Here is a 24,170-nt window from a genome sequence, read left to right on the forward strand (position 1 = left end):
CCGACTCAAGCAGTGGCGTGGCATCGCGACCCGCTACGACAAGACCGCCGAGTCCTACCAAGCAGCCGTCACCCTCGCCTCACTCCTGATGTGGGCGTGACATTTGAAGACAACTCCTAGGCGAGGCTTCCCCTCAGCGCGTCACCGGGAGCCTCGCCTGGGCGGCGGACCTGTGCACGGTCGGCGGGGCACTGCACGGCGGCGCGCTGATGTCTCTGGCCGACGCGGCGGGCGCCGCCTGCGCCTACCTCAACCTGCCGCCGGGTGGGAGCACGTCGACGATCGAGTCGAAGACGAACTTCTTCCGCGCAGTACGGGGCGGCACCGTCCACGCCACGTCCCGCCCGCTGCACGTGGGCCGCACGCTCGTCGTCGTGCAGACCGATCTGCACGACGACGAGCACCGCCTGGTCGCCCAGACCACCCAGACCCAGGCCGTCCGGCCCCCGAGCTGACACGCCCGGGCCGGCTCCGGCCGAGGAGGAAGAGGAGGCACAGTTTCAGACGCAGGCTCAGGCGCAGGACGCGTCGGCCGGTCTACGTGCCGTCGTGGGGTGGTTCCGGGCGGCCGGACGTCTCGGGTGGTTCGGGGGCGTTGAGGCTGAAGTGGAGGCCGAGCATGCGGATGAGGAAACAGGTCACGGCGGCGCCCAGTGCGGCGGGCAGACCGTAGATGCCCGTCCGGACGGTGAGGACGGTGAGCGCGGCGCCCACAAGGGCGGGGACGGCGTACAGGCCGCTGCTGAGCACCGAGGGGATCCGGCGGACGAGCGTGTCACGGAGGGTACCGCCGCCTACCGCGGTGAGCACGCCCAGCAGGACCGCCGGTGCGGGGGCCAGCCCGAAATCGAGGGCTTTGCCGGCGCCGATGACGGCGAACGCGCTCAGCCCGACCGCGTCGAGAATCGTGATCGGTGTCTCCAGCCGGTGCAGGTGCTTGCTGAGGCCGAAGGCGATCAGGCCGCCGGCGGCGGCGAGCGTGTAGTAACGCCAGTCGCGGAGGGTCGCGGGCGGCAGTGAGTCGAGAAGGACGTCGCGAAGGACACCACCGCCCAGCGCTGTCATCATGCCGAGAACGATCACTCCGACCACGTCCAGGCGTGCCGCGCGCACAGCTGTCAGCGCTCCGTTGAGCCCGAAAGCGAACGTGCCGGTCAGATCCAGGGCGAGCAGGGGCGGAGGTTCGGAACTCATACAGACCGCATACCCCGCGAGGGCTCTCGTCGCGGTGGGTGTACTGCACATGCCGCCCTCGAATGCGGCAATCGGGTGCGGCCGGCCACCACACCGGCAGCGGACCTGGCCGAGCTGCGCGCCCGCCTGAGGTCGGAGGCTCGGGGCGGGGGCATGTCCGCAGGAGCGGGCGGCTCGCACGTATGCGGCGACGAGCATGGGGCGCCGAGTCGTGCTGATCGATGCCAGGCGGCTCTCCTGGTGTCCGCGTTATGTTACTCGGGCAAAGAATCGTTTTTGATGACCAGCCCGGCGTCACCGCTGTCGCCCGCAGCAAACGCGTCGCTTCGTCGTGGCTCCGGGGAGGGAACGGGCCATCTCGTCGGCCCGCCCGGCAGGGGCGGCGTCACAGGCAAGGAGCTGCACATGGGCGCGCCGGACGCGCAAGAGCCGCACGATCCACGGGATCCGCAGACCCCGGCGGGCCCGCTCGCCACGGCCGGGACGCTGCGGGCGATCAGCGACGAGTTGTCGGACCGTTTCTACGAGCGGGACGACGTGGTGCGGACGCTGGTGGTGACGCTGCTGGCCGGGCAGCACTCGTTGGTGCTCGGTCCGCCGGGAACGGCGAAGTCCGAGATGGCGCGGGAGCTCACACGCAGGATCGAGGGGGCCTCGTACTGGGAGATCCTGCTGTCCAAGTTCACCGCTCCGACGCGGATGTTCGGGCCCATCGACGTCGCCGCGCTGACCCGCGGCGAGTACCGCCAGGTGTACGACGGCCGGGCCACGACCGCGCATGTCGCGTTCATCGACGAGATATTCAAGTGCTCAGCGGCGGCGTTGAACGAGACGTTGGGCTATTTGAACGAGCGGATCTACCATCCCGAGAACGGCGGCGCGCCGATCCCGTGCCCGTTGATCGGGGCGATCACGGCGAGCAACGAGTTGCCCAGCGGGGAGGATCTGGCCGCGATCTACGACCGGCTGCTGGTGCGAATCGAGGTCGGTTACCTGTCCGACCCCTCGAACTTCGCCGCGCTGGTCCGCTCCGCCGTCGGCCGCCCGGCGGCACCGAAGCGTACGACGGTCGAGTTGGCCGCGCTGCGGCAGGCCGTGGTGGAAGCCGTTCCGGCGGTCGAGGTACCCGATGTGATCGTGGACGCGGTGTGTACGCTGCGGGCCGCGCTGCGCCGCAAGGAGCTGGTCGCCTCCGACCGCCGCTGGCGCCAGTCGGTCGGTCTTCTCCAGGCGTCCGCGTATCTCGAAGGACGCCCGGCGGTCGCCGAGACCGACCTGTCGGTGCTCACCCATGTGCTGTGGGACTCCCCCGCCCAACGCCCGACGGTCGAGCGCGAGGTGCTCCAGTTGGTCAATCCGGACGCCAAGGAGGCGCTGGACCTGGCCGACACCATGGACGAGCTGGAGGCCCAGCTCGACGCCATGGCCGGACAGTCTCGCGAGGCGCTGAGCGAGTGGGTCATCACGAAGGCCCACAACAAGCTCGCCACGGCCGGGAGGAGGCTGGAGAAGCTGCGTGAGGAGGCGGCGGGTGCCGGGCGCTCGACCGCTGCCATCGACCGGGTCTCCGGGCGCCAGCGCGCGGTCCGCGTCCGGGTTCTGACCGAGGCTCTCGGTATGGACGCGAGCATGGTGCAGTCCCAGCTGTGAGCACCGAGGAGACAGCGGCGACGAACGCGACACCGCACGGACTCGGCGAGCTGACCGGCAGGTCCGCGAAGTGGCTGGGGCTGTCCGCCGCCGCGCCCGAGCGGCACACCTCGGCTCTGGTCGCGGACCCGTTCGACCTGCTCACCTGGCGCGACACCTTCGCTCAGGCGGCCGCACTGCGCGAACTGGCCGAGGAGCTGGCCGGCCGCCACGACGCCGCCGACGATCTGCTGGCCGACGTGTTCCTGGCCGCGTACCAGCTCGATCCGCGGTTGCGCGAGCGCGCGGCGATGCACCCTTCCCGCCTGGTCAACCACCAGATCGTCGGCGCGCTGGCGGAGTCGCCGGAGTGGGCCGAGCTGCGGCGGGAGACGTGCGGTGACCCGTACGTCGCCGCCGTGGCCGTACTCGCCCAGGCCCCGGTCCTGCGCCGGATGCTGAAGCGGTGCGGGGAGGCGCGGGCACGGTCGGAGCATGCGAGCAGGGCCCAGCAGGAGGCCGCAGACGCGGCGAGGGCCGTGGCCGAGGCGCTCCGCCGGGCCGCCGAGGGCGCGGACGAGGGCGGCACGGTGCACAGCCCGGCCGCCGACGCCGTGCACGAGGCGATCGAGACCGCGGAGGCCGCAGAGGCCGCCGCGCAGCGGGCCGCCCAGCACGCCGCCCTGAGCCTCACGGCGGCGGGCCCCGGGATCCGTTCCGCGGCGCCGAGCGCGGTGGCGGAGGCGGCCGCGACCGTGCGGGAGGAAACCGCGCTGGTGCGGGCGTGGGGCGTCGGTGCCGGCGAGCTGGAGCGGATGCCCTTCGACGAGCGTGCCCGCCTCGCCGACCGGCTGCGCACCAGCCGGCTCGCGCAATGGGCCGAGCTGATCGGCCGTTTCCGGCAGATGGCCGGCGGTGAACGCGCCCGCAAGGTGGAGAGCGCCGCCGGTCAGCTGGTCGGTGTCACGCTCGGGGACGACCTTTCCCGGGTCATCCCCTCCGAGTTGGCCAACCTGGGCGTGCCCGAGCTGCGCGCGGTGTTCGCCGCACGCTACGCCGCCGGGGAGCTGATGCTCTACGACAGCCAGGACGAGGAGACCACGGGCCGGGGCGCCATCATCGCGTGTGTGGACACCTCGCACTCGATGTACGAGGCGGGGCCCGGCGGAGTCACCCGGGAGGCGTGGGCCAAGGCCTGCGCGCTGGCGCTGCTGGATCAGGCCCGCCAGGCCGGGCGCGACTTCGTCGGCATCCTGTTCTCCGCCGCCGACAAGCTCCGCATCCACCGCTTCCCGGCCGACCGGCCCGCCGCTATCGCGCAGGTGCTCGACTTCGCGGAGGCCTTCCTCGGCGGCGGCACCAGCTATGAGAGACCGCTGAGCGCGGCCAGTGAGCTGCTGGAGGAGGAGTACAACGACTCCGCCCGCGAGCGCGGCGACATCGTCATGCTCACGGACGACGAGTGCGAGGTCACCGAGGAGTGGATGCGCGGCTGGAACGACGCCAAGCGGCTGCTGGGTTTCCGTGCCTTCGGCGTGGCGATCGGCGCGCCGGACGCCGCCGGAGCCGGCTCGGTCCTCGACGCCCTGTGCGACAACCTGCGTTCCGTCGAGGACCTCACGGACGTCCAGGCGGCCGCCGATCTCTTCCGCGTGATCTGACCCGGCTTCTCCCCCGAGCACCCGGGCCCCGGATCTTCGCCCCTCCGGCCCTCGGGCGCCTGCGGCAGTCCACCTCTCGGCGAGTCACTTAGGTTAGGCTAACCTACGTGCATGAGCGTTGGTGAACACGCCGCCGCTGCCTCGCGTCCGCGCGGGCACGGCCTGGCAGCCGAAGGTGTGACCGTGGCCTACGACGAGGTCGATGTCGTGCACGGGGCCGCCCTCACACTCCACCCCGGCCGCATCACCGCGCTCGTCGGCCCGAACGGGAGCGGGAAGTCGACACTGCTGCGCACCCTCGCGCGCCTGCAACGCGCACGCAGCGGCACACTCACCCTCGACGGGGAAACCGACGGCCTGGCCCTCACCTCGCGCGAGTTCGCGCGCCGCGTCGCCCTGCTCACGCAGGGCCGCCCCACACCCAGTGGCCTCACCGTCCGCGACCTCGTCGAGTTCGGCCGCTACCCCTACCGGGGCCGCTGGGGCGGACAGGACCCCGACGGGAGCGCCGCTGTGGAGCGCGCGCTGCGCATGACGGGCGTCGAGGACCTGGCCCGGCGCGGAGCCGAGCACCTGTCGGGCGGCCAGTTGCAGCGCGTATGGCTCGCGAGCTGCCTCGCCCAGCAGACGGGTGTGCTCCTCCTGGACGAACCGACGACCTATCTCGACCTGAGATACCAGGTCGAACTCCTCGACCTGATCCGCGACCTGGCCGACGACCACGCGATCTCGGTGGGCGTCGTCCTGCACGACCTCGACCAGGCGGCGGCCGTCGCCGACAGGATCGCCCTGCTCCACGCGGGACGGATCACCGCCGAAGGTGCCCCCTGCGACGTCCTGACGCCGCAGCGCCTGACCGAGGCCTACGGCATCCGGATCGTCGTCGACACCGACCCCCTGACCGGCCGGCTGCGGACCCGCGCGGTCGGCCGGCACCACATGCGAAGTGAAAGGCTCAGCACCATCCCATGAGACGCCCTCTGATCACCGCGTTCGCCGCCACCGCCGCGGCCGTCGTCCTGGCCGGCTGCGGGACGACCGAGTCCGCCTCCACCGGCGCGGACGCGAAATCCGGCCGCATCACCCTCACCGACGCGACCGGCGCGAAGGTGACTCTCGACGGTCCCGCCAAGAAGGTCGTCGGCACCGAGTGGAACGTCGTCGAGAACCTCGTCTCGCTCGGCGTCGAGCCCGTCGGCGTCGCCGACGTCAAGGGCTACAAGACGTGGAACTCCGCGGCGAAGCTGACCAACAGCCCCAAGGACATCGGTACGCGCGGCGAGCCGAGCATGGACACGATCGCCTCCCTCGCCCCCGACCTCGTCGTCGCCACCACCGACCTGCCGTCCTCCGCCGTCAAGCAGCTGCGGAAGATCGCCCCGGTCGTGGAGGTGCGCTCCGCCGACGCGTCCGACCAGCTCGGACAGATGGACGAGAACCTCGACCTCATCGCCGAGGCCACCGGTAAGGAAAAGCGGGCCGACACCGTCAAGAAGCGGTTCACGGCGCAGCTCGCGTCGAGCCGCAAGGCCGTCCAGAAGGCCGGGCTCGACGGGACGAAGGTCGCCTTCGCCGACGGCTACGTCGCCTCCAACCAGGTCACGATCCGCCCCTACACCCGGCGCTCCCTCATCGGAGCAGTCAACGAGAAACTGGGCCTGGAGAACGCCTGGAAGGCCAAGGGCGACAAGAGCTACGGGCTCGCCAGCACGGACGTGGAAGGGCTCACTGACCTCGGGGACGTCCAGTTCGCCTACATCGCCGACGAGCAGGACAGCCGCGACCCGTTCGCCAAGGACCTCAAAGACAACAGAACCTGGAAGTCGCTGCCCTTCGTGAAGGCCGGCGACGTGCACCGGCTGCCGACCGGCATCTGGATGTTCGGCGGCCACGCGTCGATGGGGGCCTACGCCGACGCCCTCGTCGACGCGCTCGAGAAGTAGCGCCATGGCCGTCACCGCAACAGCCTCCAGCCCCGCCACGGCCGGGACCAGGACGGCCACGACGGGCGCGGTCGCGGTGACGGCCGCGCTCGTGCTCCTGGTCGCCGTCCTCGCCGTCGTCGACCTCGCCCAGGGCACCGCCGCCGTCGGTCCCGGCGAGGTGGTCAAGGCGCTCACCGGTCACGCCGGGCAGTCGGACGCCGCCGTCGTCATCGCCTCGCGCCTGCCACGGATGGCCGCGGGGCTCCTGGTCGGCGTCGGTCTCGGCGCCGCGGGCGCCGCGTTGCAGGCCGTGAGCCGCAACGTGCTCGCCTCCCCCGACACGCTGGCCGTGAACGCCGGCTCGTATCTGGCCCTCGGGCTGCTCGCGGCCACCGGAGTCTCGCTACCGGTCCTGGCCTCCTCCACGGCGGCCTTCGCCGGTGGTCTCGTGGCGGCCGCCGTCGTGCTGGGCCTGTCAGGTCCCGGCACGGGAACCGTCCGGCTCGTGCTGGCCGGCAGCGCCCTCGCGCTCGGCGTCAGCTCCGTGACCGAAGGCCTGCTGCTCCTCTTCCCCGAGCGGACGGACGGCCTCTACCAGTGGAGCCACGGCTCCATCGCGCAGAACGGGGCGGACGGTGTGGCACAGATGGCACCCGTCGCCCTGCTCGGGCTCGTCGGTCTGCTGCTCGTCGCCCGCCGCGTCGATGTGCTCGCCCTGGGGGACGACGCCGCTCGCGGCCTCGGCGTCCGGGTACGGACCACCCGCTTCACGGTGGTCGCACTCGCCGCGCTGCTGTCCGCGGCGGCCGTGACACTCGCCGGGCCGATCGGATTCGTCGGGCTGTGCGCCCCGGCGCTCGTGCGTCCGCTCGGGCGCCTGTACCGGCCCTTCACCCGGGCGCGCCTGACCATCCCCGTGGCGGGTCTGACCGGCGCCGCACTCGTGCTCGGCTCCGACGTGCTGTTGCGGGCGGTGGCCGGCTCCGCGTCCGCGGTCGCGGTACCCACGGGTGCGGTCACCAGCGTGGTCGGTGCCCTCTTCCTCGTCACGATGGCCCTGCGCATGCGGGACACGGGCGGCGCGTCCGAGGCCGACAGACTGCGCACACCGAGCCGGACCGCGTTCGTGGTGACCGCGGTCGTCCTCGTGGCCGTGCTCGTCGGCGTGACGATCGCCGCTGTGCTGCTCGGCGACGCCAAGCTGCTGCTCGGAGACGTCGCGAACTGGGTGCAGGGGCAGGCGGGCCGGGCCACCGGATTCGTCCTCGACACCCGGGTGCCGCGGGTGCTCGCCGCGCTCCTCGCGGGGGCCGCGCTGGCCCTGGCCGGCACCCTGGTGCAGGCCGTGACCCGCAACCCCCTCGCCGAACCCGGCGTCCTCGGTGTCTCCGGCGGGGCGGCACTCGGCGCCGTCCTCGTCGTCACGACGGTGCACGGCGCCGACTCGTGGGGCATCGCAGGCGCCGCGTTCGCCGGCGCCTCGGCCACCGCGGTGCTCGTCTTCGGCCTCGCCGCGCGCGGCGGGTTCCAGCAGAACCGTCTCGTCCTGGTGGGCATCGGGGTGGCCTCCGGAACGACCGCGCTCACCAGCCTGTTCATCGTCCTGACCGACCCCTTCAACGCGACGAAGGCGCTGACCTGGCTGTCGGGGTCGACCTACGGGCGCACCGCGACCGACGTGCTGCCCCTCGCGGTCGTCCTCGCCGCCGGCGCGGCCGTGGCGGTCGCACGACGCAAGGAGCTCGACCTCGTCTCACTCGACGAGGACACCCCCAGGCTCCTGGGCCTGACCCTCGCGCGAGGCAGGCTCGGCTTCCTCGCGGTCGCCGTGTTGCTGAGCGCAACCGCCGTCGCGGCGGCCGGCACCATCGGCTTCGTGGGGCTCGTGGCACCGCACGCGGCCCGCGCCCTGGTGGGGCGCCGGCACGTGCGGAGTGTGCCGGTGGCGATGCTCCTGGGTGCCGTTCTCGTCGCCGTGGCGGACCTGCTGGGCCGTACGGTCATCGCCCCGGCGCAGCTCGGCGCCGGCCTCATGACGGCCGTCGTCGGAACGCCCTACTTCCTCCATCTCCTCGTCCGCAGTCGGCGGTAGGCGGCGGCAGGAGCAGCAGGAAGTGGCAGAAATCTGCCGCGCTCCGTACTTCGCGCCCCGGCCCGGAGTGCGGAGCGGCCGGCTGCCGAAGGCAGTCGAACCCCTCCCTTGCGTCCACGACCTGTCCGGGCGGCGCAGCGCCGCCTCGCGCAGGACCACATCTGGAGTCCGTACGTGCCCAGCCTCATACCGGCAACCGACGACACCGGTGCCACCGACACCAGCAACGCCACCGATGCGAACGGAGCCGTGACGAACAACGCCGATGCGAACGGCGCCGATGCGAACGGCGCCGGTAGCGCGGTCGACGGCGAGCAGCCGCCGGAGAGCGCGGAGCGCACCGGCCTCCTGCCGGTCGACTCCGCCGAGGAGCTGCGTGAACTCCTCGGTCAGCCGCACCCGGTGGTGGTGGACAAGGTGCACCAGCGGCTGACCGACGCCGACCTGGACATGCTGGCGCGTTCGCCGTTCGGCATCCTCGCCACCTCCGACGCGTCCGGCAACTGCGACGCCTCACCTCGAGGCGGTCGAGCCGGGTTCGCCCGAGCCTTGGACCGCGGCACGCTGGCGCTGCCCGACCTTCCCGGCAACCGCCGGGGTGACAGCTTCCACAACATCCTGGAGAACCCGCACGTCGGCCTGGTCTTCCTCATCCCCGGCTCCTCCGAGGTGCTGCGGATCAACGGCCGCGCCCATGTCCTGAAGGACGCGCCGTTCTTCGACGCGATGGCCGTCAAGGGCCGGCGCCCCAGACTCGCGCTGCTGGTCGGGATCGACGAGATCTACCTGCACTGCCCGCAGTCACTCAACCGCTCCCAGCTGTGGGGCGCCAAGAACGCACCGGCTACGCGCGGGTGACGTGCGCTGGGCCGGGTGACGGGCCATCGCGTGCTCGGTGCGCGCGGTGAGTCCGGTGCACGCGATAAGCCCGGTGCACGCGGTATACCCCGGGCGCCGCGAATGTGCACTGCGCGCGGCCCGTTTCCCCGGGGCGCACGTTCAGCTGCCGTACTTCTCGCGCATCTCCGCCAGGAACTCGGGTGACGGCGTTCCGGGTGTGGACACGTCGATCACCTGCCCGTTGGGGTCTTCGACCAACATGCTGCGCTGCCCGTAGAAGGTGTCGCGCGGCGGTTCGACGATTCTCGTACCGGCCGCCACCGCCCGTGCGTACACCGCCTCCACGTCGTCCACCACGAAGGTCAGCACGGCGCCCTGGGCTCTGCCCCGGTACGCCTCCGGGACCAACTCGTGCTCACGGCGCCAGATGCCCAGTTCGTTCAGCGGGTTGTCCGGCGCTTGCAGGTTGACGAACCAGTCACTGTCGAACGCCACGGTGAATCCGAGGAGATCGACGAAGAAGTCCCGTGTCCCGGCCAGATCGTCGGAGAGGATGTTGGCAAAGGCCCGGTTGATGGTCATGAACCCTCCAGATCAGAGGTTCGGCGCAGCGATCACACCTGCACTCTACGTGCGCTCGTTCGGTGCGTCGCGGAAAAACCCGCGTCCGTTGCTCCCGCTCTCCCGGCGCTGACCGACCACAGTCCCGAACGGACCGGCGAGGGAAATTGTGATGCAAGTCACGCCCGATTTGCCGGATTACCGGGGTCCCGCGCGCCGCCATGATTCCCGCGAGAAAGACAACACCGGGAGTAAGGAACGCGAGTGAACAGCAGTCGAAGCGTCGGATCGTGGCGGGAACTCGGCAGCCACCTGGGCACCGTCGTGGTGCTGGCCGGTGGCGTTCTCGTGGGCGCCATCAACATCTATCTGGCCGCGAGCCTGCTGCCGACAGCAGTCGCGGACATCGGCGGCGAACGGCTCTACGCGTGGAACATGACCGTGTTCCTGATCGGCCAGGTGGTCGCGACCATGCTCGTGAGCTGGACGCTGGCGAAGAGCGGCAACATCGGTGCGTACCTGCTGGGCTTCGGAGTCTTCGCCGCGGGCTCGGCGCTGTGCGCGGCGAGTCCCGTGATGCCGGTACTGCTGGTCGGCCGCGGCGTCCAGGGGCTGGGGGCAGGCTTGCTGACCGGCCTGGGGTTCGCTCTGATCCATTCGGCGCTCCCACAACGCTTGTGGGTACGCGGCAGCGCCTTGATCTCCGCCATGTTCGGCCTGGGCAACTTCGTCGGCCCGGCACTGGGCGGGCTCTTCGCGCAGTTCGGGTCGTGGCGGTTGGCCTTCGTCGTGTTGGCTCTCGGCTCGGTGGTGCTCGCGGCGTTGGTACCGAAGGGGCTTCCGCGCAACGGCGGCGCCGGGGGCGCACCGGTGCCGGTCGCGCTCCGCTCGCTGCTGCTGGTCGTCGGGACGGCGGGCGCGGTGAGCGTCGCCGGGGTCATCTCGGACACGCTGGTGAGGGTGGCTCTGCTGGCCCTGGCTCTCACACTGGTCTGGGCCTTCGTGCGGACCGAGAAGCGCACCAGTGTGCGCGTGCTGCCCCGCCCGACCTACCAGGCCGGCTCGACTCTGCGCTGGGTCTACCTGACCATCGCGCTGCTCGCCTCGGGGGTCGCCGTGGAGACCTTCCTTCCGCTGTTCGGCCAGCGGCTCGGCGGTCTTCCCCCGCTGGCAGCCGGGTTCTTCGGCGCCGCCTTGTCACTCGGCTGGTCCCTCACCCAGGTCGTGAGCTCCTCCGCGCACCGGCCACGGACCGTACGCCTGCTGCGGACGACCGGACCCGGGCTGCTCGCCGCCGGGCTCGCCGTCCTCGCCATGCTGCAGCAGCGCGACGCGTCGATGCCGGTGGTCCTCGTCTGGCTGCCCGTGCTCCTCATCGCCGGGGCCGGCATCGGCCTCGCCATGCCCCACCTGTCGGTCGCCGCGATGACCAGCACGACGGACAAGCGGGAAGGAGAGAAGGCCGCCGCGGCGATCGCGACCGTGCTGACGATGTCCACCGCGTTCGGTGCGGCGCTCGCCGGTCTCCTGGTCAACGTGGGCGGCCCCTCGCTGGTCTCCTCCGCACGGTGGCTCCTCCTGGGCTTCGCTCTCCTGTCCGCTCTGGGAATGCTCACGGCGCTGCGCACCGAACACAGCGGCGCGCGGTCCGCCGGAACGTCCCGGAGGGACGAGGTGGAGACGGCTGTCGAGCCGTGAAGCGCCCTTGAAGGCTGAGCGGGACGTCGCCGTTCGGCCACTGGAGCCCCGTCCGTCCGGTGCAGCGCCCGACGACTGCACCGGACGGAAACGCCTGTTTGCCTCCCGCGCTCCCGTCAGACCTTCGGAGGGGTCACGTTGAGACCTTCCAGGTCACGTCCTTGAGCTCCAGCTCCTCCAGAGTGGCGCCTCGCGGTACCACGAACAGAGCGCACACCTTCCGGGACTCGAACTGGTCCAGAAGCCCGTCCCCATCCGCATCACCCTGGTCGTCCTCCTCAGGACAGGGGCGGAACACGCTTGGCTCCGTCACCTCCAACTGCTCGAGGTCGTGCCCCTCGGAGTCGGTACCGAACATCTTCGGCGGCCCGGACAGTTCCTCTCCCGACTGGTTCTCGAACGTGAGGTCCACGTAGTACGGGAGGCCACGGGGCGGTCTCACGCCGCCGAGAGAGTCGTCAGCTACTTTGACGCCCTTCAGGTCCGAACGACGACCTTCGCGCACCTTGACGGGCGTGACGTACAACTTGCCGGGATCCTCCTCCGCCACGATCAGACCGCCTACCGGAACACCGACCTGGCTTCCCAGCGTGGGAGAAGAATCTCCGCAAGCGCTGACCAGTAACAGTGCTCCGCCGATCAGTGCCCCGTACGCAGCGCGTCGAACATGTCGCATTCCTGTGTCCCCTCGTCACGGAGCATCGTCGGCCATACCCGCGCCGAGGTCATCCCCCTCCTCCCACCGCGCAGGCCTTCGCTGCCGCGCCGCCACCGGCCCGAACTGGGACGCGGTGGAGGAGCGAGGCGCTTGGAAGCGTTTGTTCTGTGGGGAAGAGGCAGTGCTGAACAACTCGACGGGTGCTGTGATCGGAAGCGAACGACGGGCACGGAGCGTCCATTCCGAGGAGCACAGCTCCCGGGCGGGAAGCCCCCGGCCCGACGCGCGCTCGAAGGAGAACGATGTTTCCGTTGCGGTTGCTGTCCGCGTTGTGCGCCGCACCGTTGCTCGTGGCCGCCTTCGTCGGTGTCGCCTGGCTGGCCCTGCGCGTCCACCCGCTGTACCTGCTGCTCGGCTCGGTCTGTGTCGCGCTCGCGCTGGCGCTCGGCTGCCGGATCCACAGCCGTTTCGTGGACCAGGGGTCTGCTCCCCTCGCGTTCGTCGTGGGCCTCGTCCTGGTCGCCACCGTTCTCGCCGGCTATGTGGTGGCGTTCAACGCGGTCGCTCCACAGCACACGTGCACCGTGACCGAGGAGCGCACCTGGAAGCGGTACAGCCCCGGCGGCTACACGACCTACACCCACCGTCGGCTGGCGTGCGCTGACGGGCGGACCGATTCCTTGGGGAGCGAACTGACGGCTCGACAAGGAGAGGACACCACCGACGAGAAGGACCGCACCCGGCTGTCGGTGGCCTACGACCCGAACGGCCGGCTGCCTTCCTTGGACCTCGACGACCAGTTCTGGTGGGTTCTGTGGGCGAGCTTCGGCATGGCACTGGTGATCGCGGTACACGTGGGGGTCGTCATCGCCGAACAACGCCGGAGGCGAGGCCAGAAGAACCACTCGCCGTAGGCCAGGCCCGCTGCCGCCGCACTGTCCGCTCACGAACCCGCCACGACCCGCAGGCGGCGGCGGGCGACACCCGAGCGGACAGCGCCAGAGGCGGGCATCGTGTGAGCGGACAGCACGGTCACCGCAGCTTGACGGAGCCCCCGTCGGCCATGACGGTCTGCCCGGTCATGTACTGGGCGTCGTCGCTCGCGAGGAAGGCCACGATGGGGGCGACGTCGCGGTCGGGGTCCCCGAAGCGCCCCAGGGGCACGGCGGCGGCGGACTGCGCGTACTGCTCGGGACGCGCCTCGGCCCACTTGGCCACCCCGGCTGTCAGGGCCATCGGGCAGACCACGTTGACGCGGATGTCGAGCGGCGCCCACTCGTTCGCGGCGACACGGCTCAGGCCGCGGATGGCCTCCTTCGCAGCCGCGTAGGAGGCCTGGTTGGGCTGGCCGTTGAGCCCGGCCCCGGAGCCGAAGTTGATGACGGAAGCGTTGCCGGACTTCGTCAGCTCGGGCAGAGCGGCGAGCATGAAGTTGCGGGTGGCGTACAGGCCGGTGTCCATCGCGAGGTTCCAGTCGTCGTCCGTCTGCTCCTCGAACGGCTTCTGGCGGGACACGCTCGCGTTGTTGACCAGCACATCGAGGGAGCCGAAGCGCTCCACCGCGGTCGCCACGGCCGTGTCCGCGACGGCCCGGTCCGAGACGTCACCCCGCAGGAAGACGACGGCGTCGCCCAGTTCCGCGGCGAGCGCGTGCCCCGCCTCCTGTTGCAGGTCGACGACCACGACGCGGGCCCCTCGGGCGACGAAGAGCCTGGTGATGGCGCCGCCGATGCCCGAAGCGCCCCCTGTGACGATGACGGACTTGCCCTGCAGGGTCTGGGGATCCATGGTGAGCTGCCTTTCGTGTGTGCGTGCGTTTCCACGTGCGTGTGGGTGGGTGAGCCCGCGTACGTGGGTGTGCGTGGGTGCGTGAGGTGTCACACGCGGGCCGGGCCCGCCCGCACACCCGGGGGGGGGCGGAGCACGGCGGAGGTGGTCCGACGCCGCGGCTCAGACGGGGAGCTGGGCGCGGCGGCCGGGAGCGGCGGACGACTGCATGGTCATCCCCCCGTCGACGACCAGGAGCTGGCCGGTGAGGTAGCGGGACTCGTCCGAGGCGAGGAAGACCATGGTGTGGCCGATGTCCTCGGGCGAGCCGAGACGGGGCAGAGCGTTGCCCTTCTTGAGGCTCTCGACGACGTCTTCGGGCAGGTTGTTCTCCAGCGCGGGGGTCACGACCGCTCCGGGGGCGACGGCGTTGCAGCGCACGTTGTGGGGCCCGTACTGGACGGCGGTGGACTTGGTGATGTTGACCACGGCGGCCTTGACCGCACCGTAGGACGTCTGCAGGACGTCGCCGACCAGTGCGGCGACGGACGCGGTGTTGATGATCGATCCGCCTCCCGCCCGGATCATGTGCGGGAGTGCGTGCCGGGTCCCCAGGAGCGTGCTGCGCAGGTTGCGGGCGACGGCACGGTCGAACTCGTCCATGTCCATGCGCAGGACGTCCAGGTCGACGCGCGGATTCGTGCCGCCCACGTGGTTGCAGAGCACGTGCAGGCCACCGAACTCGCTGACGGCTGAGGCGGTCATGCGCGCGATCGAGTCCTCGTCCGTGACGTCCACCGTCACGGCCAGGGCCTGTCCGCCGTCCTGCTCGATGAGCGCGGCGGACTCCTCGGCGGCCGCGGTGTCGTAGTCGGCCACCACGACCCTGGCGCCCTCGCCGCTGATCAGCTGCGCGGCGGCACGGCCGATGCCGCTGCCCGCCCCGGTGACGACCGCGACCTTGTCCTTGAGACGTTCCATGTCTGTGCTTCCTTCGCTTCTCCGGTCGGCCTGTTGCTTCAGGAGTTGGATGGCGTGCGGGTCAGCGGGCGGCGCCGACGGCGGGAGCCGCCGCGGTCTGCCGCCCCGCAGCGGGCCGGTGGGGACGGGGGATGAGGAGAGTGACGGCGATGCCGAGGAGTGCGGCGACCATCGCGACGACGTAGGTCGTGCGGAAGCCCTGCTCGGTCGGTACGGAGACCGAGCCGAGCTGCGTGCTCATACCAGCGAGAATCGCGGCCATCACCGCGCTGGAGGAGGAGGTGCCGACGGAGCGCATCAGCGAGTTGACGCCGTTGGCGGACGCTGTCTCGTTGCCGGGGACCGCGCCCATGATCAGGGCCGGGCTCGCCGCGTAGGCGATGCCCACACCGGCGCTGACGATCAGCGACATGACGACGATCTGCCACACCTCGGCCATGAGCAGCAGGCCCACGCCGTATCCGAACCCGATCACGCACAGACCGGTCAGCAAGGTCACACGAGCGCCGTACCTGGCGGTGAGGCGCGCGGAGAGAGGCGCGAAGGCCATCATGATCAGTCCGCTCGGCGCCAGTGCCAGGCCGGCCGCCAGGGTGGACTGGCCCAGGCCGTACCCCGTGGCGGAGGGCGACTGGAGCAACTGCGGCAGCACCAGCGACGTCGCGTACATGGCGAAGCCGACCAGGAGAGAGGCCAGGTTGGTGAACAGGACGGGGCGGCGTGCGGTGACGCGGAGGTCCACGAGCGGCTGCGCGACGCGCAGCTCGTACCAGCTCCACGCCAGCAGTATCACCACGCCACCGGCGAACAGACCGAGAGTGGAGCCGCTGGCCCAGCCCCAGCTGCCGCCCTTGGTGGCGGGCAGGAGCAGGCACACCAGACCGGCGGACAGACCGACGGCGCCGAGGGCGTCGAAGCGCCCCGGTGACTGGTTCGGGGACTCACGCAGCAGGGCCGTCACCAGCGCGAGACAGATCACCCCCAGCGCTGCGGCGAACCAGAACAGCACGTGCCAGTCGGCGTACTGGACGAGGGCCGCCGACGCCGGCAGCCCGACGGCCCCACCGACACCGAGGGCGGCACTGACCAGGGCGATGGCTCCGCCGACACGTGCGGCGGGCAGCACGTCACGCAGGAAGCTGAGACCGACCGGTATGACGCCGGTGGCCAGGCCCTGCAGCGCCCGGCCTGTGATCACCGGTACCAGACTGTCCGACACGGCGCAGAGCACCGACCCGACGACGACCAGCGCCAGGCTCGCGATGATGACCCTGCGTTTCCCGAACATGTCGCCGAGTCGCCCGGCGATGGGCGTGACCACGGCCGCGGCCAGGAGGGTGGCGGTGACCGCCCAGGAGGCGCTCGACGGTCCCGCGTGCAGCAGCCGGGGCAGCTGGGGAATGATCGGCACGATGAGGGTCTGCATCAGCGAGATCACGACACAGCTCAGAGTGATCACGGCAGTGACGGCCCCTGCCCCCACGGGGCGGACGGCCTTGGCTGACAACGAAGCACTCCTAGCTGAGAGGGGCCCGCCGCGAGCGGGCTGGATGGTTCGGTTCCCGCGAACTCGGGTGCCGCGGAAGGGACACGTTGTCGACGGCTTGGCGACCGGAACGCCGCCCGCCGCGCCGCCGGCGCGGACAACGGACGCGAGTACAGGCGACAGGCGCGGGCGAAGACAGCAGGGGTCTCGACTCGCGGGTGTGCCGCATCTCGGCGCACCGGCTACACGCCGCGAGAGCCGTCCGGGCGGGCGCCGGCGCCCGGGCCGGAAGGAAGATCCCCGAGCGCGGTGACTGGTGTGAGGTGACAGGTCTGTACGGTCGATCTCGCGGCCGAGGTGTCCCCACGGCGCGCGATGAGCTGCATGAACACGTTGTGCATGTTACATACACAAGGTGCCCGCGTGCAACGCTTCCCTGCACCGTTCAGTGCGGGGCGGGGGCGGGGGCGGGCACCGGCGTACCGACACGGCAGGAAACGACACGGAAAGAAGGTCGAGATGAAGGAGCCGAGCGAGCAGGAGCGCCGCCTGGGCGACCTGGAGCGCGAGCTGACCCTGTTGTCACGGCATTTCATCGCTTCGCGCGGCCCGCGTATCGGTCAGAGCCTCGACCGCTCCGCCTACGTGCTGCTCACCCGGCTGGAGACGGGCGAACCGCTCACGCTCAAGGAGCTGGCACACACCTTCCAGGCCGACGTGTCCACCATCAACCGGCAGGTCAGCGCCATGCTCCGGCAAGGACTCGTGGAGCGCATCCCGGACCCCGCCGGGGGCGTCGCACGCAGGTTCCGGCCCACCTCCTCCGGCCTCGAACGCCTGGAGGCGGACCGGGCGATCAGCCGCGCGGGGGCCGCCCGGCTCATCGAGGCGGCGGAGTGGACCGAGGAGAAGACCCAGCAGTTCCTCACACTGCTGGTCGAGTTCAACCACGGCATCGAACAGCTCGAAGGCCCCGCGTAGGGCCTGTCCGACGGATCATGGCCGGAGCCATAGTCGGATCGTTGCTGTGGTGACGGTGCCGTGGCAGAGGTAGGCCCTCTTGTCGTAACGGGTGGCGACGGCCCGGGAGTTCTTCAGCCGGTTGATCGGCCGCTCGACCTCGTTGCGTCGCTTGTGGGTCTGGCTGTCGAAGCCGGCAGGGCGGCCGCCCTTGCTCCCGCGCCGTTCGCAGTTGGTCCGCTGGTCCTTCACTCAGGGATCGTGTGCTTGACCTGGCGCCTTCGCAGGTAGCGGCGGTTGCGGCGTGAGCTGTAGGCCTTGCCGCCACCGAGGTGACCGGGACGAGTGCGCGGATGGCCGCCCTGCGGTCTGGCGACTCGGATGCGTTCGAGGATCTCGATCATCTGTGGCGCGTCGCCCCACTGGCCCGGCGTGACCAGGAAGGCCATGGGGCGGCAGCCGCCTTCACCAGCGAGGTGGGTCTTGCAGATCAGACCACCCCGGGACCGTCCGAGTCCCTCATCGGGGCGGTGGTGCCGAGGCATCGTCCTTTTTTCGGGACGCGGGGCTTGTTCTTGCGGGCCCCGGCCGCGTGCTGGTGGGCACGGCAGGAGGTCGAGTCGACGCTGACCATGCTCCAGTCGATCCGCCGGCCAGGTCGGCGTCCGCCTGGACGGCATGCAGGCTCCGGTCCCATGTGCCGTCCGCCGACCAACGCCTGTGACGCTCGTAGGTGGTCTTCCAGCTGCCGGCACGCTCGGGCGAGTGGCGCCGCGGTATGCCCGTGCGCACGCGGCACAGGATCCCGTTGATCACCTCCCGGTGATCGTTCCACCGGCCACCACGCCGTCCTTTCGACGGCAGGTGCGGCTCCAGCCGGGCCCACTCCGCGTTGGTCAGATCACCCCGCCCCATGCCGACAACAACGAGCCAGCAAACCGACAGTCACACGATCCGCCGGACAGTGCCTAGGCGAGCTCGAGCAACGGCCCGGCGACTGGCCCGAAGTTCGTCATCAAGGTCGGCTGTATGGCGAACCGGAGGAACGTGTGCGAGCCCCACTTTGGAAACCTCAGGGAAACGGCAAACCGGTCAACCTCGCCAGCAGCGATCTCTTGTGCGACGTCGCACTTGACCGAGGCGCCAACCGATTGCAGCGATGTGAGGCCGACACCGTAGGAGGCTGAGACCCTCTGACGGCCGAACAAGATCGCCCCGATCTCCACTGCGACGGACTTCAACTCGATGGCATGGATGGACACCGTCGAAACCCCGGTGTTGGTTACCCGGAAATCGGTCTCCACGCTGTCGAGCGTCAACCGTTCCACCTTGATGTCATTGACCTCAAACTTGCCGGCGGCCAGTTCGCCGTTCCTGGCCGGCCGGTTCTGCTCGGCCCGCGTGCTACGCGCGGTGGTGAACAGTGTGGCCACTCCGGTGAGCTGGGTCAGATCCACGACGACCCGGACGGGCGCACTGGCCTTATCCGTGATCTCCAGGATCGTGCCGAGCACGACGGGGACCACCGCGGCACCGACCGCGAGGGATGCTCGCCTCCTTCGGTACCTGGCCCGTCCGGACCGCGGCTGCACGTTGGTGGCTGAATCAGGTGTCGACGGATCGGCTTGCACGAGGAACGCCGCCGTCCGCTTCACCTGCCAACGGCGTCCATACTGCGGACGACGGTCCGGCCTCCCTCCAGCCGAGCCACCCCCGTGGGGACTCGCTCTGCGAAGCCGTGCACGAGAGGATGCTGCCGCACCATGGCCTTCAAGTCGGCGGTTCGCTGCCTCCACGCCCGAGGGCCAGCGTTCGTCAGCACGAAACAGCACCCGCGGGAAGAGTGGGTAGGTGCGCTGCCACTGCACACCCTAGGTGTGTTGTTCGGGGAGGTTGGTGGCGCGGCTTGCTGGGGTGTGGCCGCTGGTGCCGGTGTGGGGTCGGTGGTAGTTGTACCAGTCCAGCCAGTCGGGGAAGGCGGCTTGTCGTTGGGCGTCTGAGGTGTAGGGCTGGTGGTAGGCCCATTCCTCCAGGAGTGTGCGGTGGAAGCGTTCGGCCTTGCCGTTGGTCTGTGGGCGCCGGGGCCTGGTCCAGCGTGGTTGGATGCCCAGGTCGTGGCAGGTCTGGCGCCAGGTGTTCTTGCTGTAGGCCCAGGCGTTGTCGGTGAGGACGCGTTCGACGGTGAAGCCTTGGGCGGCGAACCAGATGGTGGCGCGTTGGAGGAAGTCGGCGCAGGTGGCGGCCTTCTCGTCGGGGAGGTCTTCGGTGTAGGCCAGGCGTGTGTGGTCGTCCAGGGCGGTGTGCAGGTAGGCGGTTGCGGCGCCGCCCTGGCGTTTCTTGTGGCGGGTTCCGGCGGCTCGTCCGAGAACTTTGTGTCCGCCGCCGTCGGGGATGCGGCCGAGTTTCTTGACGTCGACGTGGATCAGTTCGCCGGGACGTTCGCGTTCGTAGCGGCGGACGGGTTCGCCGGTGGTCCGGTCACACGAGGCGAGTGCGGGCATGCGGTGCCGGATGAGGATGCGGTGGGCGGTGGAGGGGCCAGGCCGCAGCGGGCGGCCAGTCGCAGCGGGCCGATGCGCGCCTGGTGGCGCAGATGCAGGAGGTATATCTCGATGTGGGCCGGGGGGCGTGGCTGGTGGTGGGGGCGGCTTGAGCGGTCGTACATGCCCGCCTCGCCGTGTCGGCGGTAGCGTGCGGCCCAGCGGGCGGCGGTGGTATGGCTGATCTGGAAGCGTTCAGCCGCCCTGCGGACCGGCCAGCCCTCCTCCACGACACAGCGGGCCAGTCGCAGCCGCCCGGTCGGAGTCAGTGGGGCGTTACGGTGGATCATGAGGGCCTCCTGGCAGACGGCGTAGATGTCGCAATCCACACCGGAGCCAGAAGGCCCTCACCTCATGCAAGGACCGCCCGAGGCGTGTCGCCTGTCACCAACGTGCTGGGACAACACACCTAGGCCGTGGACCGGCTAGTGCTCTGACCGCGAGGGTTCACCGGGTTGGTGGTCGTGACGGTTGGATGTGTGGTGACGTCCGATCCGACCGCTGGAGGCGCGGTGGCCGAGCCTGTCCGTGTGCGCAGACTGACCGACCAGGAGGGGCAGAAGCTGCAGCGGATGGTGCGCCGGGGCAGCACCAGTTCGGTGCGCTATCGGCGCGCGATGATGCTGCTGGCCTCGGCTGGCGGGAACCGGGTGCCGGTTATCGCCCAGCTCGTGCAGGCCGATGAGGACACCGTCCGGGACGTGATCCACCGATTCAACGATGTCGGCCTGGCCTGCCTGGACCCTCAGTGGGCGGGAGGCCGTCCTCGCCTGCTCAAGCCTGACGACGAGGACTTCGTCATCCAGACGGCCACCACCCGCCCCACCAAACTTGGTCAGCCCTTCACCCGCTGGTCCATCCGCAAACTCGCCGCCTACCTGCGGAAAGTCCACGGCGCGTCATCCGGATCGGCCGTCGGGCCTTACGTTGCCTGCTCGCCCGTCGCGGCGTGACCTTCCAGCGCACCAAGACGTGGAAGGAATCCCCGGAGCCCGACCGCGAGGCGAAGCTGGACCGGATCGAGGAGGTCCTGAACCGCTTCCCGGGCCGGGACTTCGCCTTCGACGAGTTCGGCCCGCTCGGGATTCGTTCCACCGCGGGTTCGGGCTGGGCCGAGCAAGGCCGGCCCGAGCGGCATCCCGCGACCTACCACCGCGCCCACGGGGTGCGCTACTTCCACGGCTGCTACTCGATCGGCGACGACACCCTGTGGGGCGTCAACCGTCGCAGAAAGGGTGCCGCCAACACCTTGGCCGCGCTGAAGTCGATCCGGGCCGCCCGCCCGGACGGCGCCCCGATTTACGTGATCATGGACAACCTGTCCGCCCACAAGCGCGCCGACATCCGCTGCTGGGCGAAGAAGAACAAGGTCGAGCTGTGCTTCACCCCAACCTACGTGTCCTGGGCGAACCCGATCGAAGCCCACTTCGGCCCGCTGCGGCAGTTCTCTATCGCCAACTCGAACCACCCCAACCACACCGTGCAGACGCGGGCCCTGCACGCCTATCTGCGGTGGCGAAACGCCAACGCCCGCCACCGCGACGTCCTGGCCGCCGAACGCCGTGAACGCGCCCGATTCCGCAGGGAGAAGGGCATCCGCTGGGGTGGACGACGACTCGCCCAGCCGGCGTGAGTATCTTCAGGGCTCTTGCTCCCCGGGGTGCCATACGTATCGAATGTCCGGCTCGCGTTCCTCGTTGCGGTGCCCATCGGTGGACTCGGCAGCGATGAAGCCGTGCCGCTCGTAGAAACGGCGTGCCGACGCGTTGGCCTGGAATGTCCACAGTGCCAACCCGGCCGGGCGACGCTGCTTCGCCAGGTCGACGAGTCGGCCGCCGATGCCCTCGCCCTGCCAGGCCGGATCGAGATAGAGCTGATCCAGGTCTTCGCCATCCAGCACCATCATCCCGACCACCGAGCCGTCGACCGTCACCACCCACGTCTCCTGGCCCGGCACGACCACCTCCCGGAACCAGGACCGGACCTGGTCGTCCGTATGCGCACGGCGCACGCCCGGAAGCGCCGTCGCGAAGGCACGCAGCCACACATCGGCCACCGCAGCAGCGTCGGAGGCGACCGCGCGTCGGACGACAGAATTGTTGATCTCCACAGCGACGCATGCTCGCAGACGCGCGATGCAGCTGCATCCGACTTCTCCGCCATCGAACCCGAACGGAACCCGGTGAACCTATGCCGCCAGAGCACTAGGCAGTTCCATAGATGTAGCCGTTCCAGCTACCACCCGTCGAGCACTCGACTCCTCTTACGCATACGTTGAACTTCACCCGAAGTCCCTCCGCGATGTCGCCGGAACCGTCCGGGGTGCCCAGGTTATAGGTCTGTTTCGTTCCGGTGTGGAAGTAGTCTTCGTCGAGTAGCTTTCCCTCGGTCGTGTAGACCTTGACGGATGACGACACTTCGTGTTCGTCGGTGTACCTGTCCTCCAGAGTGAGCTGCTCACCGTAGGCATAGAAGAGGGCCCGGAAGTGCCAGTTGTTGACGCTCTCCCCACAGGGGTACAGGTATGCGCCTGCATTCACGCCGCCGGGATCATCGTCGCCTGCGGGGCCCGAGATCAGGTGGCTGCAGTAGTTGACGGCGGCGACCTTGTCGTGATCCATAGTGGATGCGCTCTTCGGCGTTGCTCCGGCCGTTCGCGCAAAGGTGCTGCCGGGAACCCCGCCGTCGTCCACGGCTGCGGCGATGGAGGGTGCTGCGGTGAGCAGGCCTGCGGTGAGCATGGCGGCTGCCCCGATTCTGCCGGTGCGTTTGGTGCGTTTGGTGCGTTTAGTGGGCACGTGGTTTCCTCCCCCGTGAGAAATGATGTTCTCGGCGAAGATAAGGCGGGAACCTACCGTTCCGGAGGGGGCAAACCGGCCATGTGAGAAGACAAGTTCTCCCATGTCGTAGAGGTCGCCGACGGCTTGTTCTACACCCATGGGTGAGTGTGGTGACCATGCCGCTCGTCAGGTTCCGTCCGGCGGATTATGTGACCTTCTGGTTGATCGCTGTTCCCCGTCCACCGGGCGGGCACCCCGAAGCCGGCCGGCTCATGTCAGCGGCGACAACGCATACAGTTCCGCCGCAACCGCAGTTGCCTGCGAAGACGGCGGATCAAGCACACGATCCCGGAACCGAGGGACCGGCGGGCCAACCGCCGGCGCGGAGGCAGCGGGGGCGGCAGGCTCGCCGGGTTCGAACAGGAGCACCACCGGCGCCGAAACGAAGCCGAGCGGACCATCAACCAGCTCGAGAACTCCCGGGTGGTCGCCACCCGTCACGACAAGAGAGCCTGTGACTTCCACGGCACAGTCACCGCGGCCGCGATCCGACTATGGCTCCGGCCATGATCCGCCGGGCAGGTCGTGGGCACCTGGCCCAGGCGGGCCCTTCACGGGGTGGGCAGACCGCCCGGGCGAGCGGGGCGGCCGAAGCGGACCGGCACGCCGGGCGAGTACAGCACACTCACCGGCGGCCCCGCGGGTGACGGCACCCCGGCCGCGGCCACCAGGTCGTCCTGGCACTCCAGGAGTTCGGCGCGGTGCAGCGGCCAGCGCGGGTGGGCGTTGGGCATGTACACCGGCCGCCCGAAGAAGCTGTTGTGCATGCCCCAGCGGGCGGTCAGGAAGTGTTCGAGGGCGCTCGGCTCCTCGATGCGCTCGCCGACCCGCACCCTGATCCGGCACCCCAGCCCGCGCGGCCCGGGCAGGCGTCGGCTGCTGACATAGCTGACGGTGTCCGCCTCACGCCGAATCGACATCCTCGCCCAGACGTACGGCAGCCGGAAAGCGAGGCGCGCGACGGCCACCGGCAGCGACCGCGAGGCCTCCAGTGAGCGGAAGACCACGCCGCGCCGACCGTGCCGGTCCACCGAGTAGAGACGCACGTTGGTCTCGGGAAAGGTACCGAAGTACGGGACACCCGGCAGCCCGAACCAACCCACCCGGTGCATCCGGAAGGCCACCAGACCGACGTAGGTGCGCCCGTCGTGGGTGTCGGGGACAGTCCCGGCAGGCAGCAGCGGCGCCACATCCGCCGGATCGACGGCCCAGTGCAGGAACGACAGGTCGAGCCAGGACTGGGTGGTGAACGCGACCCGCACCCCGCGCGCCGGCTCGGGCGTGATCGACTCGGCGGGGACGCGTTCCATGACACCAGCCTGGCACACGCCCACCCGA

19 protein-coding genes and 6 pseudogenes are annotated in these 24,170 nt (G+C 70.2%); 13 read left to right on the plus strand and 12 right to left on the minus strand.

Features of this window, described 5'->3' with window-relative positions:
• Together DTL70_RS34185 and DTL70_RS09970 are read left to right on the plus strand one after the other, a co-directional pair.
• Positions 1-100 (plus strand): annotated as a pseudogene (locus DTL70_RS34185) (IS5 family transposase); the annotation flags it as partial.
• A 16-nt stretch (positions 101-116) separates the two neighbouring features.
• A pseudogene (locus DTL70_RS09970) lies at positions 117-455 on the plus strand (PaaI family thioesterase); the annotation flags it as partial.
• A gap of 82 nt (positions 456-537) precedes the next feature.
• On the opposite strand, the gene DTL70_RS09975 reads toward DTL70_RS09970, so the two are convergent.
• Positions 538-1,194 (minus strand): trimeric intracellular cation channel family protein, encoded by a 657-nt coding sequence (locus DTL70_RS09975; RefSeq protein ID WP_114021527.1) that lies wholly within the window; start codon positions 1,192-1,194, stop codon positions 538-540.
• 405 nt (positions 1,195-1,599) lie between these two features.
• Between DTL70_RS09975 and DTL70_RS09980 the strand changes: the two genes are divergently transcribed.
• The 6 genes from DTL70_RS09980 (at position 1,600) to DTL70_RS10005 (ending at position 9,359) form a co-directional block, all read left to right on the plus strand.
• Positions 1,600-2,844, plus strand: a complete 1,245-nt coding sequence (locus tag DTL70_RS09980; protein ID WP_245979200.1) for an AAA family ATPase — start codon at positions 1,600-1,602, stop codon at positions 2,842-2,844.
• Entirely contained in the window at positions 2,841-4,484 is a 1,644-nt protein-coding gene (locus tag DTL70_RS09985; protein WP_114021528.1) for a VWA domain-containing protein, read from the plus strand. The genes DTL70_RS09980 and DTL70_RS09985 overlap by 4 nt, the downstream gene beginning before the upstream one ends.
• A 111-nt stretch (positions 4,485-4,595) precedes the next feature.
• The gene (locus tag DTL70_RS09990) at positions 4,596-5,456 is read left to right on the plus strand and encodes an ABC transporter ATP-binding protein (RefSeq protein ID WP_114021529.1); all 861 of its coding nucleotides are present in this window, start codon (positions 4,596-4,598) and stop codon (positions 5,454-5,456) included.
• Positions 5,453-6,427 carry an ABC transporter substrate-binding protein gene (locus DTL70_RS09995; protein WP_114021530.1) on the plus strand — a complete coding sequence of 325 codons (975 nt, stop codon included), beginning with the start codon at positions 5,453-5,455 and terminating at the stop codon, positions 6,425-6,427. The genes DTL70_RS09990 and DTL70_RS09995 overlap by 4 nt, the downstream gene beginning before the upstream one ends.
• Positions 6,428-6,431: 4 nt before the next feature.
• Positions 6,432-8,501, plus strand: a complete 2,070-nt coding sequence (locus DTL70_RS10000) for an iron ABC transporter permease (protein ID WP_114021531.1) — start codon at positions 6,432-6,434, stop codon at positions 8,499-8,501.
• A 348-nt stretch (positions 8,502-8,849) separates the two neighbouring features.
• Complete coding sequence (locus tag DTL70_RS10005; RefSeq protein ID WP_245979273.1) at positions 8,850-9,359, plus strand: MSMEG_1061 family FMN-dependent PPOX-type flavoprotein; 510 nt, start codon at positions 8,850-8,852, stop codon at positions 9,357-9,359.
• A gap of 141 nt (positions 9,360-9,500) precedes the next feature.
• On the opposite strand, the gene DTL70_RS10010 is transcribed toward DTL70_RS10005, so the two are convergent.
• Positions 9,501-9,923 (minus strand): VOC family protein, encoded by a 423-nt coding sequence (locus DTL70_RS10010; protein WP_181860866.1) that lies wholly within the window; start codon positions 9,921-9,923, stop codon positions 9,501-9,503.
• Positions 9,924-10,166: 243 nt separating this feature from the next.
• Between DTL70_RS10010 and DTL70_RS10015 the strand changes: the two genes are divergently transcribed.
• Positions 10,167-11,600 (plus strand): MFS transporter, encoded by a 1,434-nt coding sequence (locus DTL70_RS10015; protein WP_181860867.1) that lies wholly within the window; start codon positions 10,167-10,169, stop codon positions 11,598-11,600.
• A 133-nt stretch (positions 11,601-11,733) separates the two neighbouring features.
• Here the strand turns inward: DTL70_RS10015 and DTL70_RS10020 are convergent, their stop codons facing one another.
• Positions 11,734-12,150, minus strand: coding sequence for a hypothetical protein (locus DTL70_RS10020; RefSeq protein ID WP_114021532.1), 417 nt, complete (start codon positions 12,148-12,150; stop codon positions 11,734-11,736).
• A gap of 410 nt (positions 12,151-12,560) precedes the next feature.
• Here DTL70_RS10020 and DTL70_RS10025 point away from each other — a divergent pair, with 410 nt between their 5' ends.
• The gene (locus DTL70_RS10025) at positions 12,561-13,172 is read left to right on the plus strand and encodes a hypothetical protein (protein ID WP_114021533.1); all 612 of its coding nucleotides are present in this window, start codon (positions 12,561-12,563) and stop codon (positions 13,170-13,172) included.
• A gap of 118 nt (positions 13,173-13,290) precedes the next feature.
• Here the strand turns inward: DTL70_RS10025 and DTL70_RS10030 are convergent, their stop codons facing one another.
• From DTL70_RS10030 to DTL70_RS10040, 3 genes are all read right to left on the minus strand, one after another.
• The gene (locus DTL70_RS10030) at positions 13,291-14,046 is read right to left on the minus strand and encodes an SDR family NAD(P)-dependent oxidoreductase (RefSeq protein WP_114021534.1); all 756 of its coding nucleotides are present in this window, start codon (positions 14,044-14,046) and stop codon (positions 13,291-13,293) included.
• 162 nt (positions 14,047-14,208) lie between these two features.
• On the minus strand, positions 14,209-15,006 hold the full coding sequence (locus tag DTL70_RS10035) for an SDR family NAD(P)-dependent oxidoreductase (RefSeq protein ID WP_114021535.1): 798 nt from the start codon (positions 15,004-15,006) through the stop codon (positions 14,209-14,211).
• Between the two features lie 61 nt (positions 15,007-15,067).
• Positions 15,068-16,465 (minus strand): MFS transporter, encoded by a 1,398-nt coding sequence (locus DTL70_RS10040; RefSeq protein WP_245979202.1) that lies wholly within the window; start codon positions 16,463-16,465, stop codon positions 15,068-15,070.
• Between the two features lie 546 nt (positions 16,466-17,011).
• On the opposite strand from DTL70_RS10040, the gene DTL70_RS10045 reads away from it, so the two are divergent.
• Positions 17,012-17,473: a MarR family winged helix-turn-helix transcriptional regulator gene (locus tag DTL70_RS10045; protein ID WP_114021537.1), complete on the plus strand. Its 462-nt coding sequence runs from the start codon at positions 17,012-17,014 to the stop codon at positions 17,471-17,473.
• A gap of 15 nt (positions 17,474-17,488) precedes the next feature.
• Here the strand turns inward: DTL70_RS10045 and DTL70_RS10050 are convergent.
• From DTL70_RS10050 to DTL70_RS10060, 3 genes and pseudogenes are all read right to left on the minus strand, one after another.
• Positions 17,489-18,367 (minus strand): annotated as a pseudogene (locus DTL70_RS10050) (IS5 family transposase).
• Positions 18,368-18,420: 53 nt separating this feature from the next.
• Positions 18,421-18,966: a hypothetical protein gene (locus DTL70_RS10055; RefSeq protein WP_147266757.1), complete on the minus strand. Its 546-nt coding sequence runs from the start codon at positions 18,964-18,966 to the stop codon at positions 18,421-18,423.
• Positions 18,967-19,323: 357 nt separating this feature from the next.
• A pseudogene (locus tag DTL70_RS10060) lies at positions 19,324-20,282 on the minus strand (IS481 family transposase).
• Between the two features lie 222 nt (positions 20,283-20,504).
• Here DTL70_RS10060 and DTL70_RS10065 point away from each other — a divergent pair.
• Positions 20,505-21,625: pseudogene (locus tag DTL70_RS10065) on the plus strand (IS630 family transposase).
• Between the two features lie 6 nt (positions 21,626-21,631).
• Here the strand turns inward: DTL70_RS10065 and DTL70_RS10070 are convergent.
• Both DTL70_RS10070 and DTL70_RS33235 read right to left on the minus strand, forming a co-directional pair.
• A complete protein-coding gene (locus DTL70_RS10070) occupies positions 21,632-22,102 on the minus strand; it encodes a GNAT family N-acetyltransferase (protein ID WP_114021539.1) in 471 nt (156 codons plus the stop codon).
• 94 nt (positions 22,103-22,196) lie between these two features.
• Positions 22,197-22,931 carry a hypothetical protein gene (locus tag DTL70_RS33235; protein ID WP_147266758.1) on the minus strand — a complete coding sequence of 245 codons (735 nt, stop codon included), beginning with the start codon at positions 22,929-22,931 and terminating at the stop codon, positions 22,197-22,199.
• A 65-nt stretch (positions 22,932-22,996) separates the two neighbouring features.
• Between DTL70_RS33235 and DTL70_RS10080 the strand changes: the two are divergent.
• A pseudogene (locus DTL70_RS10080) lies at positions 22,997-23,342 on the plus strand (transposase family protein); the annotation flags it as partial.
• 41 nt (positions 23,343-23,383) lie between these two features.
• Here DTL70_RS10080 and DTL70_RS10085 read toward each other — a convergent pair.
• Positions 23,384-24,142 carry a YqjF family protein gene (locus tag DTL70_RS10085; protein ID WP_114021541.1) on the minus strand — a complete coding sequence of 253 codons (759 nt, stop codon included), beginning with the start codon at positions 24,140-24,142 and terminating at the stop codon, positions 23,384-23,386.
• Positions 24,143-24,170 lie beyond the last annotated feature (28 nt).

The sequence above is a fragment of the Streptomyces diacarni genome (assembly GCF_003323715.1).
Classification (GTDB): Bacteria; Actinomycetota; Actinomycetes; order Streptomycetales; family Streptomycetaceae; genus Streptomyces; species Streptomyces diacarni.

What these genes read in the sequence shown, in the direction of transcription:
- DTL70_RS09975 (WP_114021527.1), bottom strand. Translation starts at nt 1,194, where the DNA reads ATGAGTTCCGAACCTCCGCCCCTGCTCGCCCTGGATCTGACCGGCACG.
- DTL70_RS09980 (WP_245979200.1), top strand. Translation starts at nt 1,600, where the DNA reads ATGGGCGCGCCGGACGCGCAAGAGCCGCACGATCCACGGGATCCGCAG.
- DTL70_RS09990 (WP_114021529.1), top strand. Translation starts at nt 4,596, where the DNA reads ATGAGCGTTGGTGAACACGCCGCCGCTGCCTCGCGTCCGCGCGGGCAC.
- DTL70_RS09995 (WP_114021530.1), top strand. Translation starts at nt 5,453, where the DNA reads ATGAGACGCCCTCTGATCACCGCGTTCGCCGCCACCGCCGCGGCCGTC.
- DTL70_RS10000 (WP_114021531.1), top strand. Translation starts at nt 6,432, where the DNA reads ATGGCCGTCACCGCAACAGCCTCCAGCCCCGCCACGGCCGGGACCAGG.
- DTL70_RS10010 (WP_181860866.1), bottom strand. Translation starts at nt 9,923, where the DNA reads ATGACCATCAACCGGGCCTTTGCCAACATCCTCTCCGACGATCTGGCC.
- DTL70_RS10025 (WP_114021533.1), top strand. Translation starts at nt 12,561, where the DNA reads ATGTTTCCGTTGCGGTTGCTGTCCGCGTTGTGCGCCGCACCGTTGCTC.
- DTL70_RS10030 (WP_114021534.1), bottom strand. Translation starts at nt 14,046, where the DNA reads ATGGATCCCCAGACCCTGCAGGGCAAGTCCGTCATCGTCACAGGGGGC.
- DTL70_RS10035 (WP_114021535.1), bottom strand. Translation starts at nt 15,006, where the DNA reads ATGGAACGTCTCAAGGACAAGGTCGCGGTCGTCACCGGGGCGGGCAGC.
- DTL70_RS10045 (WP_114021537.1), top strand. Translation starts at nt 17,012, where the DNA reads ATGAAGGAGCCGAGCGAGCAGGAGCGCCGCCTGGGCGACCTGGAGCGC.
- DTL70_RS33235 (WP_147266758.1), bottom strand. Translation starts at nt 22,931, where the DNA reads ATGGGTGTAGAACAAGCCGTCGGCGACCTCTACGACATGGGAGAACTT.
- DTL70_RS10085 (WP_114021541.1), bottom strand. Translation starts at nt 24,142, where the DNA reads ATGGAACGCGTCCCCGCCGAGTCGATCACGCCCGAGCCGGCGCGCGGG.